The 17,181-nt window shown below is 66.7% G+C and carries 10 protein-coding genes; all 10 read right to left on the reverse strand.

All coding sequences use genetic code 11. The features are described 5' to 3' along the window. Nucleotides 1-196 (reverse strand): Blp family class II bacteriocin (locus tag J8847_RS17555; protein ID WP_211526001.1); only part of this gene is annotated, 196 nt, incomplete at its 3' end. 254 nt (nt 197-450) lie between these two features. Further along, nucleotides 451-2,493, reverse strand: a complete 2,043-nt coding sequence (locus tag J8847_RS17560) for a diguanylate cyclase (protein ID WP_211526002.1) — start codon at nt 2,491-2,493, stop codon at nt 451-453. Between the two features lie 101 nt (nt 2,494-2,594). After that, a complete protein-coding gene (locus J8847_RS17565) occupies nt 2,595-3,656 on the reverse strand; it encodes a S1/P1 nuclease (RefSeq protein ID WP_211526003.1) in 1,062 nt (353 codons plus the stop codon). Between the two features lie 15 nt (nt 3,657-3,671). Next, entirely contained in the window at nt 3,672-5,363 is a 1,692-nt protein-coding gene (locus J8847_RS17570) for a bifunctional UDP-sugar hydrolase/5'-nucleotidase (RefSeq protein WP_211526004.1), read from the reverse strand. 114 nt (nt 5,364-5,477) lie between these two features. Next, a complete protein-coding gene (locus J8847_RS17575) occupies nt 5,478-8,894 on the reverse strand; it encodes a TonB-dependent receptor (RefSeq protein ID WP_211526005.1) in 3,417 nt (1,138 codons plus the stop codon). Between the two features lie 505 nt (nt 8,895-9,399). Beyond that, on the reverse strand, nt 9,400-10,890 hold the full coding sequence (locus J8847_RS17580; protein ID WP_211526006.1) for an adenosine deaminase: 1,491 nt from the start codon (nt 10,888-10,890) through the stop codon (nt 9,400-9,402). Nucleotides 10,891-11,018: 128 nt separating this feature from the next. Then, nucleotides 11,019-12,329: a guanine deaminase gene (gene guaD / locus J8847_RS17585; protein ID WP_211526007.1), complete on the reverse strand. Its 1,311-nt coding sequence runs from the start codon at nt 12,327-12,329 to the stop codon at nt 11,019-11,021. Next, a complete protein-coding gene (xdhC, locus tag J8847_RS17590) occupies nt 12,329-13,312 on the reverse strand; it encodes a xanthine dehydrogenase accessory protein XdhC (protein WP_211526008.1) in 984 nt (327 codons plus the stop codon). Before xdhC ends, guaD begins: the two co-directional genes overlap by 1 nt. After that, nucleotides 13,313-15,646, reverse strand: a complete 2,334-nt coding sequence (gene xdhB / locus J8847_RS17595; RefSeq protein WP_211526009.1) for a xanthine dehydrogenase molybdopterin binding subunit — start codon at nt 15,644-15,646, stop codon at nt 13,313-13,315. Then, nucleotides 15,643-17,118, reverse strand: coding sequence for a xanthine dehydrogenase small subunit (xdhA, locus tag J8847_RS17600; RefSeq protein WP_211526010.1), 1,476 nt, complete (start codon nt 17,116-17,118; stop codon nt 15,643-15,645). Before xdhA ends, xdhB begins: the two co-directional genes overlap by 4 nt. Nucleotides 17,119-17,181 lie beyond the last annotated feature (63 nt).

Genomic DNA, 17,181 nt, shown 5'->3' on the forward strand with positions numbered 1-17,181 from the left:
CGCACTTGACGCTCTGGCCGACGATGCCTGCGGCGCCGCCGATCGCGGCGCCGGCGATGATGCCGGTGCCGGTCCACCAGCTGACCGAACCACCGACGATTGCGCCGGCCAAGCCTTCTTTAACGAATTCGCTCGAGCTGCAGCTATCCACGCCGCCCGACACCGATTGCATTTCCATCTCCGACATTACACGCATTGTCTACTCCATTTTTATAATGATTTGAATCGCCAGTTTTCTGGCCAGTATTTTCGGCACACACACTCATCGGTGTTTATTCGCCGGGAGCAATACTAACAAAATCCATTAATCAGTCGAGCAAGACAAGACGATTATATGTCACGAGAATTAATTTTATTCGGAGCGCATGCATATTTGACGTGAAGCTGCCTGGAGCGCCGAATTAAGCCTCCATGGCTGCAAGAATGCAGCCGCCTGGATTGCGGAAGATCTTATTCCGCGGACCAGCCGGGCACGACCTGCAAGTCGACCTCCCCTGCTGCTGCCGCGCCGGCGAGGTCGCCGTGCACGCGACCTGGGTCCATCCCTTCGCGCACGCCCATGAAGCAGGTGGCGCGGTTGCGGCCGCCCGACTTCGACAGGTAGAGCGCCAGGTCGGCCACATGCACCGCATCCATCCAGTCCTGGCCCGGCCAGGCCGGCCAGGCGATGGCGCCGGCCGAGGCGCGCACGGGAATCTCGCGCCCCTCGTGGATCACCGGCTCGCGGCCCAGTGCGCTGAGCGCCTTGGCGGCGATCACCGGCAGTCCTTCGGGCGAGGTGCCGGGCAGCACCAGCACGAATTCCTCGCCGCCCCAGCGCACCACCGCATCCTGCTCGCGCACCAGGGCGCTCAGGCGCGCGGCGACTTCCTTCAGCACCGCGTCGCCGGCGGCGTGCCCCCAGGTATCGTTGATGCGCTTGAAGAAATCGACGTCCAGCAGGAGCAGCCCGACCGCCGCCTGGTAGTGACGGTCGCGCGAGCGCCCGTGGACGGTGGCTTCCTGCTGCGCCATCAGCTGCTCGAAGTGGCGGCGGTTGAAGACGCCGGTGAGCGGGTCGTGCACGGACTGCGATGCCAGGGCGGCATTGTCGACCAGGAGCGCCCGGTTGCGGCGGCGCGCCTCGCGCAGCCACAGCACCAGCAGCACCGCCGACAGCAGCAGGACCAGCGCCAGCGCCACCCACAGGCGCTGGCGCCATGCGTGGGCCGCCACTTCCGCCTGCGCGCGGGCGTTCTGGAGCGACAGGCGTTCGATCTCGCGGTTCTTGCGCTCGGCGGAGAATTTTTCCTGCAGCTCGAGCACCGCTTTCTCGCGTTCAGCGGACGTGATGGCGCCGGACAGCTCGACCACGCGCCTGAGCGCGGCCAGGGCGTCGCGGTGGCGGCCCGCGCGTTCCAGCACGTTCGCCTGCTCGGACAGCAGGTCCACCACTTCGCGCCGGCCGCCCGCCTTCTCGGCAACGGCCATCCCCTGCCGCATCAGCGCGATGCCCTCGTCGACCCGGCCGCTGCGCGCCAGGGCGCTGCCGCGGTTGCTCAGGGCGAAGGCCAGGCCGATGTCGTCACCCACCTGGCGGGCCAGCCGTTCCGCTTCCTGGGTCGCGGCGATCGCCTGCGCGTACTCGCCGCGGTGGATGTGGTAGGCGGAGAGATTGGAGTGCGCGATCTGCTCGAGCGCTTCGGCGCCGGGCGTGTCCTTCGTGATACGCAGCACGTCGAGCAGGGCCTGGAATTCCCTGGCGGGTTGCTTGAGCGTGCCATAGGCATAGCTCCGATTGATGCCGGCCTGCGCCATCGCGAAGCGAAAGCCGATGCGCTCCGCGATCGCGTAGCTGTCGTCGACCACGCGCAGTGCGCTGGCCATGTCGTCACGCGCGAAATGCACGCTTGCCAGCGCATTCAGCAAGCGCGCCTCCGAGGCCGGCAGGCGGGCACGCTCCGCCGTTTCGACCGCCTGCAGGCCCAGGCTCAGCGCCGCCGCATCCTCCCCCAACAGCATGCGCGCGCGCGACAGCGCTCCCAGGCGCAAGGCCTCGAAACGCAGGTCGCTGGAGGGCGGCAGCGCCGCCAGCCGGTCCAGCAAGGGCTGAATGGCCGCGCGCTGGTTGGCCAGGTCCGCTTGTCCGATACGCAAGGCCAGCAGGTAGGAGCCGCAGGGTGTGCAGCGCCCGCTTTCAGCCAGTCGCTCCAGCTGCTTGAGGGCGCTCGCGAGCTCAGGCTTGTGCTCGCCGTGCACAGCGAGCTGGGCCAGCGTGACGTGGTAGCGGAGCTGCTGCGCCACGGGCGCGCCGGCATCGGGCCGGTCCTCGGCCGCCTGCAGGCGCTGGATGCCGAGCAGCGGCGACGCGTAGCCATGCCGGTCGAGGTCGTCGAGCACCACCCTCACGGGCTCCGCCGCGGCGAGCCCGCTGGCGCACAGCAAGACGGCCGACAACAAGGCCGGCAGCACGCGGCGCGGATGCAGCAAAGGCAGGGAGGGAAGAGAAAACATGCAAGCGTGCGAGCCAAAATTGTCCCGCACACATTCTAGCGCCGGGCAGGTTCGCCCGGCATTTTGTAGCCAACAGGAAATTCCGCCGGCCAGGCCCACCATCAGCCCTGCTCGGGGAAGATCGCCTGCAGCAGCGCCGCCAGGTTATACCCGCCCTTGATCAGCTGGGTCTTGGCGACCGCCGAGCTGGGCACCGGGTAGTTGGCCGGCACTTCCAGCGCGAAGGTATAGTAGGTCTCGCCCTTCTTGCTGGTCTGCGGAGTCAGCTTGCCCGGCGCCACCCCGGCATAGGCCAGCTTGGACACCACCAGCGCGTCGTCCGCCCACTGGTAGGGCCAGGTCATCGGGTCGCCCTTGGCCGTGGCGACCTGGGGGTTGCCGGCGATGGCGGCCTGCGCGAATTGCTCAGGGGACTTGACCTGGATGCGGCGGAAGGCGTAATCGACCGTGGTGCTGTCCCAATAGGAGTGGAAGGGCTTGGTCAGCGCCTTCGGCACGCCTTCCTTGACCGGCGCCGGGTCGCCCGGCGGGATCAGGCCGGCGGCCAGTTCGGCGATCCTGGCGTCGTCCAGCAGCAGGTTGTTGCCGCCGCGCGAATCGAAGATGGTGGCCTCGTCGACTTCGGCGTGGGTCTTGGGCACCACGAACTTGCCGTCCTTGCTGACGAAGGCCGCGCCCACGTGCAGCGGCTGGTGGATGTCGCCGGCGAAGTGGGCCAGCAGGATCAGGGCCTGGCGCTTGGTAAACTTGTGCGGGTTGAGGCTGGGGTCGGTCTTGCCCTGCAGGACCGCGATGCACTGCTTGAGGGTCTGCACGATGTCGACTTCCGAGGTGCCCACGCCGTGGTCATGGTACTTCTCCAGCTGGAAGGGCACGTCGGTGTAGTGGTACTCGCTGTGCTTCGGGTTGCCGTTCACGTACTCGACCATCTCCGCGGTCTGCGGGCCGCAGTAGGTGCCCTTCACGCAGTCCGCCCAGTTGGCGATCGATTCGAGCGATTCGCCCGGCTGCAGCAGCGCGGCGATCTGCTTCTGGGCGTAGCTGCCCTTCAGCAGCTTGTCGGCGATCGCGCCCACGGCGCGGTGGCCGTCGCGGCCCCAGGCCGCGGCGTCGAAGGAGGCGAAGGCGCTGGTCAGCGCCAGGACGCATGCGAGTTTTTTCATGATATTCCGATCGGTTTATTGTGCCTTGATGATGCGTGGTGCGGTGGGAGCCAGCGCGGCGCCCTGCCCTTCGTTCTTTTTCAGGTAGTCGGTGAAGGCGTCCAGGTCCAGCAGGCCGGTCTCGACGCGCCTGGTCCCTTTGGCGAATTCCGGGAAGTTGTCGCCGCCTTCGGCCAGGAAGTTGTTGGCGACCACGCGGTAGGTCTTGCCGTCCTCGATTGCCACGCCGTCCAGCCTGATGCTGCCCGGGACCACGCGGCTGCCGATCGGGCGCCTGGCGTCCCACTGGTAGCTGAAGCCCTGCGACACCTGCAGCATCGAGGTGTCGGAGGCGGCCGGGCGCGCCCATTGCTGTTCCAGCAGATTGCGCAGCTGGGCGCCGCTCAGGTCCATCACCACCAGCGTATTGCCGAAGGGGAGCACGGCCTGGGTCTGGCCGAAGCTGGCCACCTTGTCCTCGCCCGCCTCCAGATCCTTGCGGATGCCGCCTTCGTTCATGAATCCGATCCGGGCGCCCTGGCCGCGGGTGGCGGCCAGCACGGCGTCGGCGATCACGCCGCCCAGCGCCGATTCGCCGGCCTCGTTCTTCTTGCGCAGCACCGGCGCGCCGGCCACTGTCGCGATCGGGCGCGCCAGCGCGGCGCGGCTGCGTTCCTTGACCGAGGCCACGAAGGCCGCGATCCTGGGGTCGGCCGGGTACAGGTCCTGGGTCATGACGACGTTGCGGACCTGGAGATCGGTGACGCTGTCGGTGCGCGGATCGACCTTCATCGAGATGCGGCTCAAGAGGTGGCCGGCGGAAGCGGCCTGGGTGACGGTGCGGCCGTCCACCTGGCACAGGAAGCCCTGGTGGGTGTGGCCCGAGATCACCAGCCTGATCGCCGGGTCGAGCTTCCTGACGATGTCGACGATGGCGCCTTCCAGGCCGGTGCAGCCAGGCTGCAGCGGCGCTTCCTTCGTGGTGCCGCCTTCGTGCACCAGCGCGACGATCACGTCTGCGCCCTGGGCGCGCATGGCGGGAACCGCCTTGTTGATCGCTTCGGCTTCGCCGCCGAACTTGAGGCCGGCGATGCCCGAGGCCATGACGACGGAATCGGCGCCCTGCAGCACCGCGCCGACCAGGCCGACCTTCACGCCCTTCACTTCCTCGATGCGGAAGGCGGGGATGAAGGGCTGGCCGGTGGCGCTGTCGATCACGTTGGCGGCCAGGTAGGTAAATCGGGCGCCCTTGAAGTCCTTGCCCGTCTGGCAGGCCTTGGCCGGGCGCGGCGAATCGCAGCCGCCGTGCTGCTGGCGCAGCAGCTCCTTGCGGCCCGCGTCGAATTCGTGGTTGCCGACCGCGCTCACGCGCAGGTTCAGCATGTTCATCGCCTCGATGGTCGGCTCGTCGGCCCACAGCGAGGACAGCGCCGGGCTGCCGCCCACCAGGTCGCCCGCGGACACGAACAGCAGGTCCGGATCTTCCTTGCGCCAGGCCTGCAGCGCGCTCGCGACGGCTTCGAGGCCGCCGGCGCGGATCGGCTTTTCCTTGGCGCCGTCGGCGCCGGTCGGCACGTAGCGGCTCGCCTCGAGGTTGCCGTGGAAGTCGTTCATGGCGACCAGGTTGATGGTCACGGGGCCTTGGCCGGCGGTGCTGGCGCAGCCGGCCAGCGCACAGGCGGCGAGGACAACGGAAAATCGTGCGGGCGCACGCAGGGAAACGGTCATGGCATGTTCTCGGTATGCAGCCGGCCATTTCGCAGGCCGGAAAACAGGGTTCTCACCCAAATAAAAAAACGGCCGGTGTCGCCACCGGCCGTTCTCGATTACCGCGCTAGAGGATCAGAACTCGTAGCGAGCGGTCACCTGGACTGCCCACTGCGATTCGCCCTTCGACTGCTTGGTCTGGAAGTCCTCGACCTGGTCACGGACCTGGTAGACGTACTTGCCGTTCTCCATGCCGGCGTAGTCAACGAAGCTGCGCGAGTTGCCGCCAGCGGTCTGGAAGCCGATCTCGTTGATACGGCCCCAGCGCTTGTTGATCATGTTGCCAACGTTCATGAAGTCGAATACCAGCACGCCCTTGTTGCCTGCGAACAGACCCGGCACTTCCTGGCTGATACGCATGTCGATGCTGTTGGTCCACGGCGAGAACGCATTGTTGCGGCCCACGACGCCGCCGGCGGCGGTGCGCAGTTCCTTGTTCGCGTTCACGACATCCCAGAACTTCTGCTCATTGACATGGCTGGTCGCAGTGTCGCCGCGGAAGACCACCTCACCCGAACCGAAAGCCTTCGGGATGTACATCAGGTCGTTCGAACGCACGTCGTCGCCGTTCATGTCGTTGTTGAAGGTCCAGCTGTACGGCTTGCCGGTACGGCCTTCATAGAACACGCCGAAGGTGGTCTTGTACTTGCCGAAGAAGGCCTTGTCCCAGCTCAGCGAGGCGTTGACGCGGTCCTTCACCAGGTAGGACGAGTTCGCCACGATATCTTCGTTCGGGTTGAAGACCGGGCGGCCCTGCCAGTTCGAGGCCGAGGTCGACGAGCTCAGGTTGCTGACCTCGGTCATTTCGGTGTAGGTGTAGGCGGCGTTCCAGCGCAAGCCCTTCGAGCGGCTGTTGCTCAGCGCCAGGGTCACCAGGTTGCCGCTGCCTTTCGTGGTCTCGCTGATCGCCATCACGTTGGTGAAGGCGGCGTTCGACAGTGCGCGCGCACGGTGGCCCACGCAAGCGCCGCTGGTGTTGAAGCCGCCGGTGCCGTTGGCGCAGGAGGCCGTGTAGCCGGTCTCGGTCCAGAACATCTCGCGGCCGTCAGGGCCGGTGCGGGTCGCCGCGCCCAGGTTCATGTCGCGGAAGTAGATGCCGGTCTTGACGTCCGTGCGCATGTACTCGAGGCTGGCGACGATGCCGTACCACGGCAGCTCATGCTCGACCGCCAGCGTGGTCTTCCATGCGGAAGGCTGGCTCAAGCCAGGCATCAGCACGTCGACGGTCGCGGCGCCAGGGCCGACCGCGCGCTGGTTGTCCGGGTCCGCGCTGAAGGTGCCGCCGACGGTCGGGCAAGCCGAGAAGGTCAGGGTGCCGCAGCCGTAGGTCTGGACCGCCTGGCCGTTGTTGGCGAACGGGTTGCCCAGCCAGACGTTCAGGGCCGAGCCGCCGAACAGGCCGATGCCGCCGCGGATCTGGGTCGGGCGCTTGGCGTCGACGCGGTAGTTGAAGCCGACGCGCGGCTGGATCAGCGATTCGCCGTCGATGGTATTGGTGTTGTCCAGGCCAAAACCGCCGGTCTCGCGCACCAGGGTCGCCGGGGTAGTGCCGTAGCGGCCGGCCACCTTCGCAGCGGCAACCTTATCGTTGCGCAGCGGACGGTCGTTGGTGCTGGCGCGGTCGTAGCGCACGCCGTAGGTCAGGTTGAGGCGCTCGTTGACCTTCCAGGTATCCTGGACGAACAGGCCGGTATTCTTCAGCGTCCACAGCGCGGCGGCGTCGCGCTGCGTGCGGCCCGGCAGGGCGACCTGGGCGATGTAGTCGAGCGGACGGCCGATCGAGAAGTTCTCGAGGACGGCGCGTTCGATCACGTCCGCCGGCGAAGTCGAGCAGTTCACCGCACCGAAGGAGTAGGTGTAGCTGGCGCTCGAGTTGGTGCAGCCGAAGGTATAGGTGCCGCTGGCGTGGCGCAGGTAGAGGTTGTAGATGTCGTTCTTGGCGAAGTCGCCGCCGAACTTGATCTCGTGGTCGCCCATGTGCCAGGTTGCGCCGCCGTAGACGTCCAAGGTCTTGGTCGCGAGTTCGTTCAACTGGCGGTTCTGCTCGGTGCCGAAGTTGAGGAAGCGGTTACCGGTGCGGACCGAGCTCGGGGTGCCGGCCGGCAGCGGGCCGGAGAAGCGCAGGGCCATCGACGGCAGGTCGGAATTGGTGGTCTGGCCCTTGTCGAATTCGCGGCGCGAGATCTTGAATTCGGTCGACAGGTCCTGGGTCCAGTCGCTGAAGACCTGGGCGACGATCGACTCGGTGGACTTGTGGTCGCTCCACAGGTAGGAGCTCAGGGAGACGCCGGTGGCCGAGTAGCCCGAGAAGCGCGGTTCCGACTGCTCGGTCTTCTGCCAGCGGATGTTGGCGCGGTGGTCGTCGTTGATGTTCCAGTCGAGCTTGACCAGGCGGTCCTTGACGTCCAGTTCGAAGCCGCTCGGGACCTCGGAGCTGCCGACGTCGATGCCGTAGCGGCTCTGGGCGAGGCTCTGCAGGCTGGCGATCGAGCTCGGGGTGATGCCGGCGTTGGTCAGGCTGCTGCCCAGGGGGCCGAATTCCGGCGCGCTGCGCGAGCTCTTGGTGTTTTCGGCGCTGGCGAAGATGAACAGCTTGTCCTTGATCAGCGCGCCGCCGAGCGTTGCGCCGGTCGTGGTTTCCTTGAACGGCTTCGGCGCCGAGTAGGTGCCGTCGGTTTCGTTGTAGCGGTCGCCGGCCAGCTTGTCGTTACGGAACACCTGGTAGACGCTGCCGCTCCACTTGTTGGTGCCCGACTTGGTGACGGCGTTGATGTTGGCGCCGACATAGCCCTTCTGGGTCACGTCGTAGTTCGAGATGTTCACCTGGACCGACTGGATCGCGTCGATCGAGATCGGCTGCTTGTCGGTCGGCAGGCCGTTCGCCTCCAGGCCGAAGGGGTCGCTGATCGACACGCCGTCGACGGTGATCGAGTTGAAACGCGAGTTCATGCCGCCGGCCGAGATCTCGCCGCGCTCCTTGTCGGTCTGCGACAGGCGCGGGTCGTTACGGGCGTAGTCGGACAGGCTGCGGGAAATCGAGGCCTGGGCAGCCAGGTCTGCACGGCTCAGGTTGGTGCCCGAACCCATGTTGGCGCTGTTGAACTTGTTCGACTGCGCTGCGCCAGTCACCGTCACCACGGCGGCCGGCGCGCCGATGCGGCCGTCGACGGTGGTGGTTTCGGCCAGCTGCAGGTACACGCCGTCGTACTTCTCGACGATACCGTCCTTGGTCATGGTGATGGTGTAAGGACCGCCCACGCGCAGACCGCGGGCGACATAGCGGCCCTCGGCGTCGGTGGTGACATTGCTGACAGAACCCGACTCAGCGTGAACGATCGTCACCTGGGCGCCGGCGAGCGGCTTGCCATCGGCGCCGGCGACACGGCCGTTGACGGCCGAGGTGGTGTTCTGTGCGAACGACGGCGCCGCCGCCAGCGCAACCGACAAAGCCAGCGCCAACTTGGTGAGCCGGATCTGTTGTTGAGTGATCATCGATAACCCCAAAAAGAACTAATAGTTATATACGGGAACCCGGCGGGCCCCTCTTTCAGTACTGCAAACCTGATTTGCTTCCGGACCGGCAGCCTGCTCACAAGCGGCGGCGATTGTAGCGTTCTTAAATGACAATGAAGTTACAAGCTGGATAACATCACACTGATCCATATTACTTTCGGCAATATGCATTAGCGTCAACCGGCGGGCAAATTCGATTTCGCTTACTTATTTATATTTTGTTGATATAAATACTCGCGAGACCGTTGTAACTGCGCTACAAAGTAGGTGTTTCCTCAAGCAAATTCCAAGGCGGGATTATACGGATCGGCAAATGCGTGGAATTTTTTTTGGTGAAAAATTCATTGAACCGGCCGCGAGACCGGATTTTTTGTAGCGAGATGGCCACATTTGTTGTTTTATGGATAATTAGTGATCAGAAAGTCACTAATCCGGCGCAACCGGAAGGCGGTCCGGATGGGGCGTCCAGACCGTGTAGGAAAGTTCAATGCGCCAGCTTGGCGGCCTTGGACAGGGTCGCGATCCCGGCTTCGAAACGCGCGAATCGTTGATCCAGCTGACGGGTCAAGCGTTGCTTTTCCGCCACTGGGAGGAAAGCGTAGCGGATGCTGTCGTACGACGCCTTCTTCAACTCCCCATAGCTTGGCTTGTAGCGGCTGGCGAACAGCACGTACTCGTTCGACAGGGTATGGCGGGTGACGCCGGCGTCGTCGGTCGAGATCACGTAGGGGACTCCGTATTTACGGTACAGGCTGATCGGATGGTTCGCACCTTCGATGCCGCTGATGAAGGCGTTCGAGGTCAGGTTGATCTCGACCGGGATGTCGTCCTCGCGCATCTTCTTCATGATCGCCGGGGCATTGGTCTCGTGCGCCAGGTCGAGGCCGTGGCCGATGCGCTGGGCGCCCGCCACCACCAGGGCCTGGTCGATGTGGAACTTCAGGCCTTCCGGCGGCACGTCGCCCATGGCCAGCTCTCCCGCGTGCATGGCGACCTTCACGTCCGGGTACTTGGCGCGCAGGAAGCGGAACATCTTCATGTGCAGCGCGTAGTCGCGCATCGCGACGTGGCTGCTTTCCTGGCCGACGATATTGACGCCGACGATCTTGTCGCTCGCGAGGTCCGACTTGAACGCGGCCATCATCGACGAGAACACCAGCGAAGGACTCATCAGGCGGAACACGTAGGACTGGTAGCGCATGGTGAAGCGCTCGTCGTCGATGCCTTCGGAGGCATCATTGACCGTGTCCACGAACTTGTCGATCGACTTGTTGAAGCCCTCGTCCTTGTCCAGCGCGGCCCAGGCGGCGGCCAGCTGGGCGTCCAGCGCGGCGTCGTTGCCGGCGTTGGCAAAGGCCTGCTTGTCGAAGTCGGCGTTCGGCAGCGCGGGGGCCGACTTGAACATGGTCTCGATGTAGCCGACGTTTTCGACGATGGCGCGCTTTTTCAGTTCCTGCAGGCCCTCGCGGAAGTTGCTGTTCGAGACCGGGCCGAAGAAGCCGAAGGTCTGGAAGAACAGGCGGTCCGGCGGCGGTTGCAAGGCGCCGTGGTTGCCGAAGTCCTTGTTCGACCAGCGCTGCAGCAGCTCGCGCCAGGTGTGGTCGTCGGCGTAGATCTCGGCGCCGGTCAGGCAGGTGCGTTCCGACACCGGCTTGGCGCGCTCGGCCGCGATGACATCCTTCCTGGTCTCGATCTGGTAGGTCTGCTTGCTGACGCAGTAGCCCTGTTTGTCGACGAAGTCGATGTATTGCTCGACGTAGATCGCTCCCGAGTAGTGGTGGTGCAGGTCGCCGCCCTTGGGCATCTGGGTGAAGAACAGGGTCAGCTCGGCCAGGTTCGGTTCGCCGGCGATCAGGGAAGCGTAGTGCCTGGCGGCGGCGGTTTCGTTCGCGCTCGACGCCGGGCCCTTGGCCAGGGCCGGCTGGGCGGCGACGGCCAGCGCCAGCATCGCGCCGGCGATCAAATTCTTGGTCATATGATGCTTTCTGGTGGAGGGCGCGGGTGGCGCCGGGATCGCGGCAACTCTAACTGCTTCGTTCAAGGTTGGCAATATTGATGGGTTTGGGCTGACGCTGATCACGCAAACCCGGGTCCCGGCCAAGTTCACTCACCCCGTCCGTGCACCCTGTTCCCGCCCGAGTAGGTCGCCGCCACCGTGCGGTCATCCCCCAGCAGCGCCAGCGCGAACAGCAGCTCTTCCAGCGAATTGCAATGCGAAGTGCGCCTTTCCATCAGCGGCGTCGCCTTCGGATCCAGCACCACGAAGTCCGCCTCCCTCCCTTGCGCGAAGCTGCCGATGGTGTCTTCCAGCCGCATGCTGCGCGCCGCGCCCAGGGTGGCCAGGTAGAACATGCGCAGCGCCGGCAGGTAGCTGCCCTTCAAGCGCGCCACCTTGTAGGCTTCGTTCATGGTCTGCAGCATCGAGAACGAGGTCCCAGCTCCCACGTCCGTCCCGAGCGAGAGCAGCGCCTTGGCGCCGTCCGCGCGCTCGAAGTCGAACAGGCCGCTGCCCAGGAACAGGTTGGAAGTCGGGCACACCGCCGCAGCAGAGCCGGTGGCGGCCATGCGCGCGAAGTCCTCGTCGTCGAGCCAGATGCAGTGGCCGAACAGGGCGCGCGGGCGCATCAGGCCGTAGCGCTCGTAGACGTCCAGGTAGCTGCGCGCCTGCGGAAACAGCTCGCCCACCCAGCGGCATTCGTCCTTGTTCTCCGACACGTGGGTCTGGATGAAGGTGTCCGAGTACTGGGCCGCCAGCTCGCCGGTGAGCTTGAGCTGGGCCTCGGTCGAGGTGGGGGCGAAACGCGGCGTGATCGCGTACAGCGAGCGGCCGCGCTTGTGCCACTTGTTGATCAGGGCTTCGCTCTGGCCCAGGTCGCCCTCGAGGTCGCGCAGGAAGTCCGGGCAGTGGCGGTCCATCAGCACCTTGCCGGCCACCATGCGCAGGCCGCGCGCCTCGCTGGCCTCGAAGAAGGCGTCGACCGAACCCGGATGAACGGTGCAGTAGACCACGGCGGTGGTGGTGCCGCAGCGCAGCAGCTCGTCGAGGAAGAACTCGGCGGTCGACCGCGCATGCGCCGGGTCCTCGAAACGGCGCTCGGTCGGGAAGGTATAGGTCTCCAGCCAGGGCAGCAGGCCCGGGGCCGGCGAGGCGATCATATCGGTCTGCGGGTAATGCAGGTGGGTGTCGATGAAGCCCGGCGTGATCACCTTGCCGCGGTAGTCGACCGGCTCCAGCCCTGGCGGCAGGGTGGCCGCGAGCCGGGCGTAGTCGCCGGCGGCCTTGACCTTGCCATCTTCGACGACCAGCAGGCCGTCCTCGTGCCAGGCATGGGCGCGCTCGTCGAAGGCCGGGTCGGCGTGAAAATGCAGCAAGCTCGCACGGTAGGCTTGCACGTTTTGCGGTGCGGTGGACATCAGTTGGATTCCGAAGAAGGTTCAGGGTGCGCGGCCGCTTCCCACAGGGACAGCAGCTGGGCCGCGACAGAGGCCGCGATCACGGCGGGCGCCTTGCCGGCAATGCCGGGCAGGCCGATGGGACACACCATGGCGGCAAGGCGCGCTTCAAGGATGCCGCGTTCGCGCAGGCGGTGCTCGAACTGGCGGCGCTTGGTGTCCGACCCGATCAGCCCATACCAATCGTCCCAAGGGCGCGACAGTATCGCGTGCGACAGGCGCAGGTCAAGTGCATGGCTGTGGGTCATGACCAGGAAGGTGGTTCCGCGTGGCGCTTTTTCAACAAGCGCTTCGGGCGTGTCGGTCGCCTCAATGCTCACGTTGGCGGGCACCGTCGCTGGGAATTCCTCCTCGCGCTCGTCGACCCAGGTCACGCGGCAAGGCAGTTCGGCCAGGGCGCGCACGATGGCAGCGCCCACATGGCCGGCGCCGAACAGCATCAGGTGGGCGCGCGGAGCCAGCACGGCATCAAGCAGCCAGCGGCGTCCGCCCTCCTCCACCAGCACGTGGGTGCCCGCGTCAAGCGCGAAGGACGGACCGGCCTGGCCCGCCAGCAAGCGCCCCTGGCCGTCGAACAGGCCCCACTGCGCCTGGCCGTCGAGCGCCACCAGGCGCCAGCTGTCTTCGTTGCGGCGCGCGGCCAGCAGCGCCAGCTGTTCCGCGTCCACCGGCTCGAAAGCCAGGTAGGCGATGCCGCCGCAGCACTGGCCCAGGCTGGGGCCGAGCGGGAAGCGTTCCAGGCAGGCATTGCGTCCATCGCGCAGCATGGCGCGCGCGATGTCGAGGGCGCGGTGCTCCAGGTGGCCGCCGCCGATGGTGCCCAGGAAGCCATCCGCCTGCACGAGCATGCGCGCGCCCGGTTCGCGCGGCACGGAGCCTTCCACGCGCGCAACGGTCACGAGCACCGCGGGCACGCCCGGTGCGGCTGTCAGCCAGTCGTCCATTCAGGCGCCCTGGCTTGCTGCCGCTTCGACGGCGGCGATGGCCTTGAGGATCTCCTCGCAGGTCGCCGGTGCGTTCAAAGGCGGGTTGACCTTGTGCCCGCCGACCGCCGAGATGGCGTCGCGGATCGCGAAGAACACCGAGAACGGCAGCAGCAGCGGCGGTTCGCCCACGGCCTTGGAGCGGTGGATGCTGTCCTCGACATTGGCGTTCTCGAACAGGCGCACGCGGAAGTCTTCCGGGCAGTCCGAGACGCCCGGGATCTTGTAGGTCGAGGGTGCGTGGGTCATCAGCTTGCCGGAGGCGTTCCACCACAGCTCTTCGGTGGTGAGCCAGCCCATGCCCTGGATGAAGGCGCCTTCGACCTGGCCGATGTCGATCGCCGGATTCAGGGAACGGCCGGCGTCGTAGAGCGCATCGGCGCGCAGCAGCTTCCATTCGCCGGTGAGGGTGTCGACCACCACTTCCGACACCGCCGCGCCGTAGGCGTAGTAGGAGAACGGATGGCCGGTCATGGTCTTCGGGTCCCAGTGCAGACCGGGGGTGGCGTAGAAGCCGTCCGACCACAGCTGCACCCGCGCCAGGTAGGCCTTGGCGACCAGCTCGCCGAAGGGCAGCACCAGGCCGTTCACGAACACGGTGTCGGCCGCGAAGCGCACTTCGCTGGCCGCGCCGCCGTACTGCTGCGCCGCGAAGGCCGCCAGGCGCTCGCGGATGGTGCGCGCCGCATCCTGGGCCGCCTTGCCGTTCAGGTCCGCGCCGGTGGAGGCGGCCGTGGCCGAGGTGTTGGCGACCTTGCTGGTATTGGTGGCGCTGGCTCGCACCCGCCCCAGGTCCACGCCCAGTTCATGGGCCACGACCTGCATCACCTTGGTGTTGATGCCCTGCCCCATCTCGGTGCCGCCATGGTTGACCAGGATCGAGCCGTCCACATACACGTGCACCAGCGCCCCCGCCTGGTTCAGGTGGGTCACGTTGAACGCGATGCCGAACTTGACCGGCGTGAGCGCCAGGCCTTTCTTGAGCACCGGGCTGGCGGCGTTGAACTGCTGGATCGCGGCGCGGCGCGCGCGGTATTCGCTGCTGCCCTCCAGCTCCGCCACCAGTTCGTGGATCACGTTGTCGACGATTTCCTGGCCGTAGGGCGTGACGTTGCGCTCGCTGCGGCCATAGAAATTAAGGCGCCGGATGTCGAGCGGGTCGCGCCCGAGACTGCGTGCGATCTCGTCGATCACGTACTCGATGGCGATGGCGCCCTGCGGCCCGCCGAAGCCGCGGAAGGCGGTGTTCGACTGGGTGTTGGTCTTGCCGCAGGCGGCGCGGATCTCGACGTCGGACAGGTAATAGGTGTTGTCGAAGTGGCAGACGGCGCGCGTGGCCACCGGCCCGGACAGGTCGGCCGAGAAGCCGGCGCGCGAGACCATGTCGACCTTGGCGGCGACGATGCGTCCGGATTCGTCGTAGCCGACTTCGTACAGGTAGTGGAAGCAGTGGCGCTTGCCGGTGACCAGCATGTCGTCGTCGCGGTCGGCGCGCAGCTTGACCGGACGGCGCAGGCGCGCGGCCGCGATCGCGGCGGCGGAGGCCCACAGGGCCGACTGCGATTCCTTGCCGCCGAAGCCGCCGCCCATGCGCCGGCATTCCACGGTCACGTGGTGCGAATGCAGGCCGAGCGCGTGCGCGACCACGTGCTGCATCTCGCTCGGGTGCTGGGTCGAGCAGTAGACGTGCATGCCGCGGTCCTCGCCCGGCACCGCGTAGGCGATCTGGCCTTCGAGGTAGAACTGCTCCTGGCCGCCCACGTACAGTTCGCCCTTGACCACGTGGGGGGCGCCGGCAAACGCCTGTTCGGCGTCGCCGCGCGCCAGGCGCATCGGCGGCAGCACCCAGGACCGGGCGGCGCGCGCCTCCTGCGGCGTCATGATGGCCGGCAGGTCTTCGTAGCTGACCTGGGCCAGGCGCGCCGCGCGGCGCGCATTGTCGTGGCTGTCGGCGACCACGATGAAGATCGGCTGGCCGACATACTGCACCAGCCCATCGGCCAGGATCGGATCGTCGTGGATGATGGGGCCGCAGTCGTTGGTGCCGGGGATGTCGCCGGCCGTCAAGACCGCGACCACGCCGCGGCTGGCGCGCACCGGTTCCAGGTCGATGGCGGCGATGCGCGCATGCGGGCGCGCCGACAGGCCGAGGGCGGCATGCAAGGTACCCGCGAGTTCGCGAATGTCGTCGGTATAGGTGGCCTGGCCGAGCACGTGCAGCTCGGCGGATTCGTGGAAGCGGGCGCGGCCCACTTCCTTCCAGGTCTTCAGTTCGGGCACGACGGTATCGTTCATGCTGCACTCCCTGCCAGCGCGAAGGCGTTGACGCTGCTTGCCGGCAGCGGGTCAATGGTGCGCGTCTCGAACCAGAAGCGGCGCAGCAGGTTCTGGGCGGCCTGCATGCGGTAGCTGCTGGAAGCGCGCATGTCGGACAGCGGCGCGTAATCCTGGGCCAGCGCGGCCATGGCCGCGCGCAGCGTGTCCTCGGTCCACGGCTTGCCCGCCAACAGGGCCTCCGCCGTGCTGGCGCGCTTGGGCGTGGCGGCCATGCCGCCAAAAGCGATGCGCGCGCTCGCGATGGTGTCGCCGATCAGGGTGAAGGCGAAGGCCGCGCACACCGCCGAGATGTCCTGGTCGAAGCGCTTGGCCAGCTTGTAGGTGCGGAAGCGCAGCCCGGGGCGCGGCAGCGGCACGCGCACGGCCTGCACGAATTCGCCCGGACGCAAGTCCTTCTGCTGGTAGCCGAGATAGAAGTCTTCCAGCGCCAGCACGCGCTGGCCGCCGCCGCTGCCCAGCACCACCTGGGCGCCGAGGGCGATCAGCCAGGGCATGGAGTCGCCGATGGGCGAGCCGTTGGCGACATTGCCTCCCAGGGTGCCGGCATTGCGGATCGGGAGCGAGGCGAAGCGTTGCCACAGCTCGGACAGCTCGTCCGGATAGTGGCGGCACACGGCCGCATAGGCGTCTTCCAGGCTGACGCCGGCGCCGATCTCCAGCATGCCCTCGCCTTCCTCGACCGCCTGCAGGGCCGCGACCTGGCCGAGGTAGATCACGTCGTTCAGCACGCGCATCTGCTTGGTGACCCACAGGCCGACGTCGGTCGAGCCGGCCAGCAGCACGGCCGCCGGGTGCCCGGCGCGCAGCGCTGCCAATTCTTCCAGGGTGCGCGGCACATGGAAGCGCTGGCCGTGGGCGGTGTAGGAAAAACCGTGGCTGCGCTGCAGTCCGCTCAGGCGCTCGGCCAGGGCAGCGCGGTCGAAAGCAACCGGCGGCAGCTCGCTCATGCGGCGCGCGGCGTCGATGATGGGACGGTAGCCGGTGCAGCGGCACAGGTTGCCCGAGAGCGCGTCGTCGATCTGGCAGCGGGAAGGCCGTTTTCCTTCCTGCTTGACGTACATGCCCCACAGCGACATGGCGAAGCCCGGGGTGCAGAAGCCGCACTGGGACCCGTGGCATTCGACCAGGGCCTGCTGCACCGGGTGCAGCGTGCCGTCGGGCTGCTGCAGGTCCTCGACCGAGAACAAGGCCTTGCCGTCGAGCGTGGGCGTGAACTGGATGCAGGAATTCACCGCCTTGAGCGTGACCTCGCCGTCTTCCAGCGAACCGATGACCACGGTGCAGGCGCCGCAGTCGCCTTCGGCGCAGCCTTCCTTGGTGCCGGTGCAATGCAGGTCCTCCCGCAGGTGCTGCAGGATGGTTTGCGTGGGCGCGGCGTCCCGGATTTCGTGGACGGCGCCGCGGTAGAAGAATCGGATCGGTTCTGACATGCTGGTCTCGCAGTGACTTTGGCAAACGCGCAAGGGCGGAAGGCTACCATCCGCGACCGTCCT

The sequence above is a fragment of the Massilia sp. AB1 genome (assembly GCF_018119385.1).
Taxonomy (GTDB): Bacteria; Pseudomonadota; Gammaproteobacteria; order Burkholderiales; family Burkholderiaceae_D; genus Telluria.

What these genes read in the sequence shown, in the direction of transcription:
- J8847_RS17560 (WP_211526002.1), bottom strand. Translation starts at nt 2,493, where the DNA reads ATGTTTTCTCTTCCCTCCCTGCCTTTGCTGCATCCGCGCCGCGTGCTG.
- J8847_RS17565 (WP_211526003.1), bottom strand. Translation starts at nt 3,656, where the DNA reads ATGAAAAAACTCGCATGCGTCCTGGCGCTGACCAGCGCCTTCGCCTCC.
- J8847_RS17570 (WP_211526004.1), bottom strand. Translation starts at nt 5,363, where the DNA reads ATGACCGTTTCCCTGCGTGCGCCCGCACGATTTTCCGTTGTCCTCGCC.
- J8847_RS17575 (WP_211526005.1), bottom strand. Translation starts at nt 8,894, where the DNA reads ATGATCACTCAACAACAGATCCGGCTCACCAAGTTGGCGCTGGCTTTG.
- J8847_RS17580 (WP_211526006.1), bottom strand. Translation starts at nt 10,890, where the DNA reads ATGACCAAGAATTTGATCGCCGGCGCGATGCTGGCGCTGGCCGTCGCC.
- guaD (WP_211526007.1), bottom strand. Translation starts at nt 12,329, where the DNA reads ATGTCCACCGCACCGCAAAACGTGCAAGCCTACCGTGCGAGCTTGCTG.
- xdhC (WP_211526008.1), bottom strand. Translation starts at nt 13,312, where the DNA reads ATGGACGACTGGCTGACAGCCGCACCGGGCGTGCCCGCGGTGCTCGTG.
- xdhB (WP_211526009.1), bottom strand. Translation starts at nt 15,646, where the DNA reads ATGAACGATACCGTCGTGCCCGAACTGAAGACCTGGAAGGAAGTGGGC.
- xdhA (WP_211526010.1), bottom strand. Translation starts at nt 17,118, where the DNA reads ATGTCAGAACCGATCCGATTCTTCTACCGCGGCGCCGTCCACGAAATC.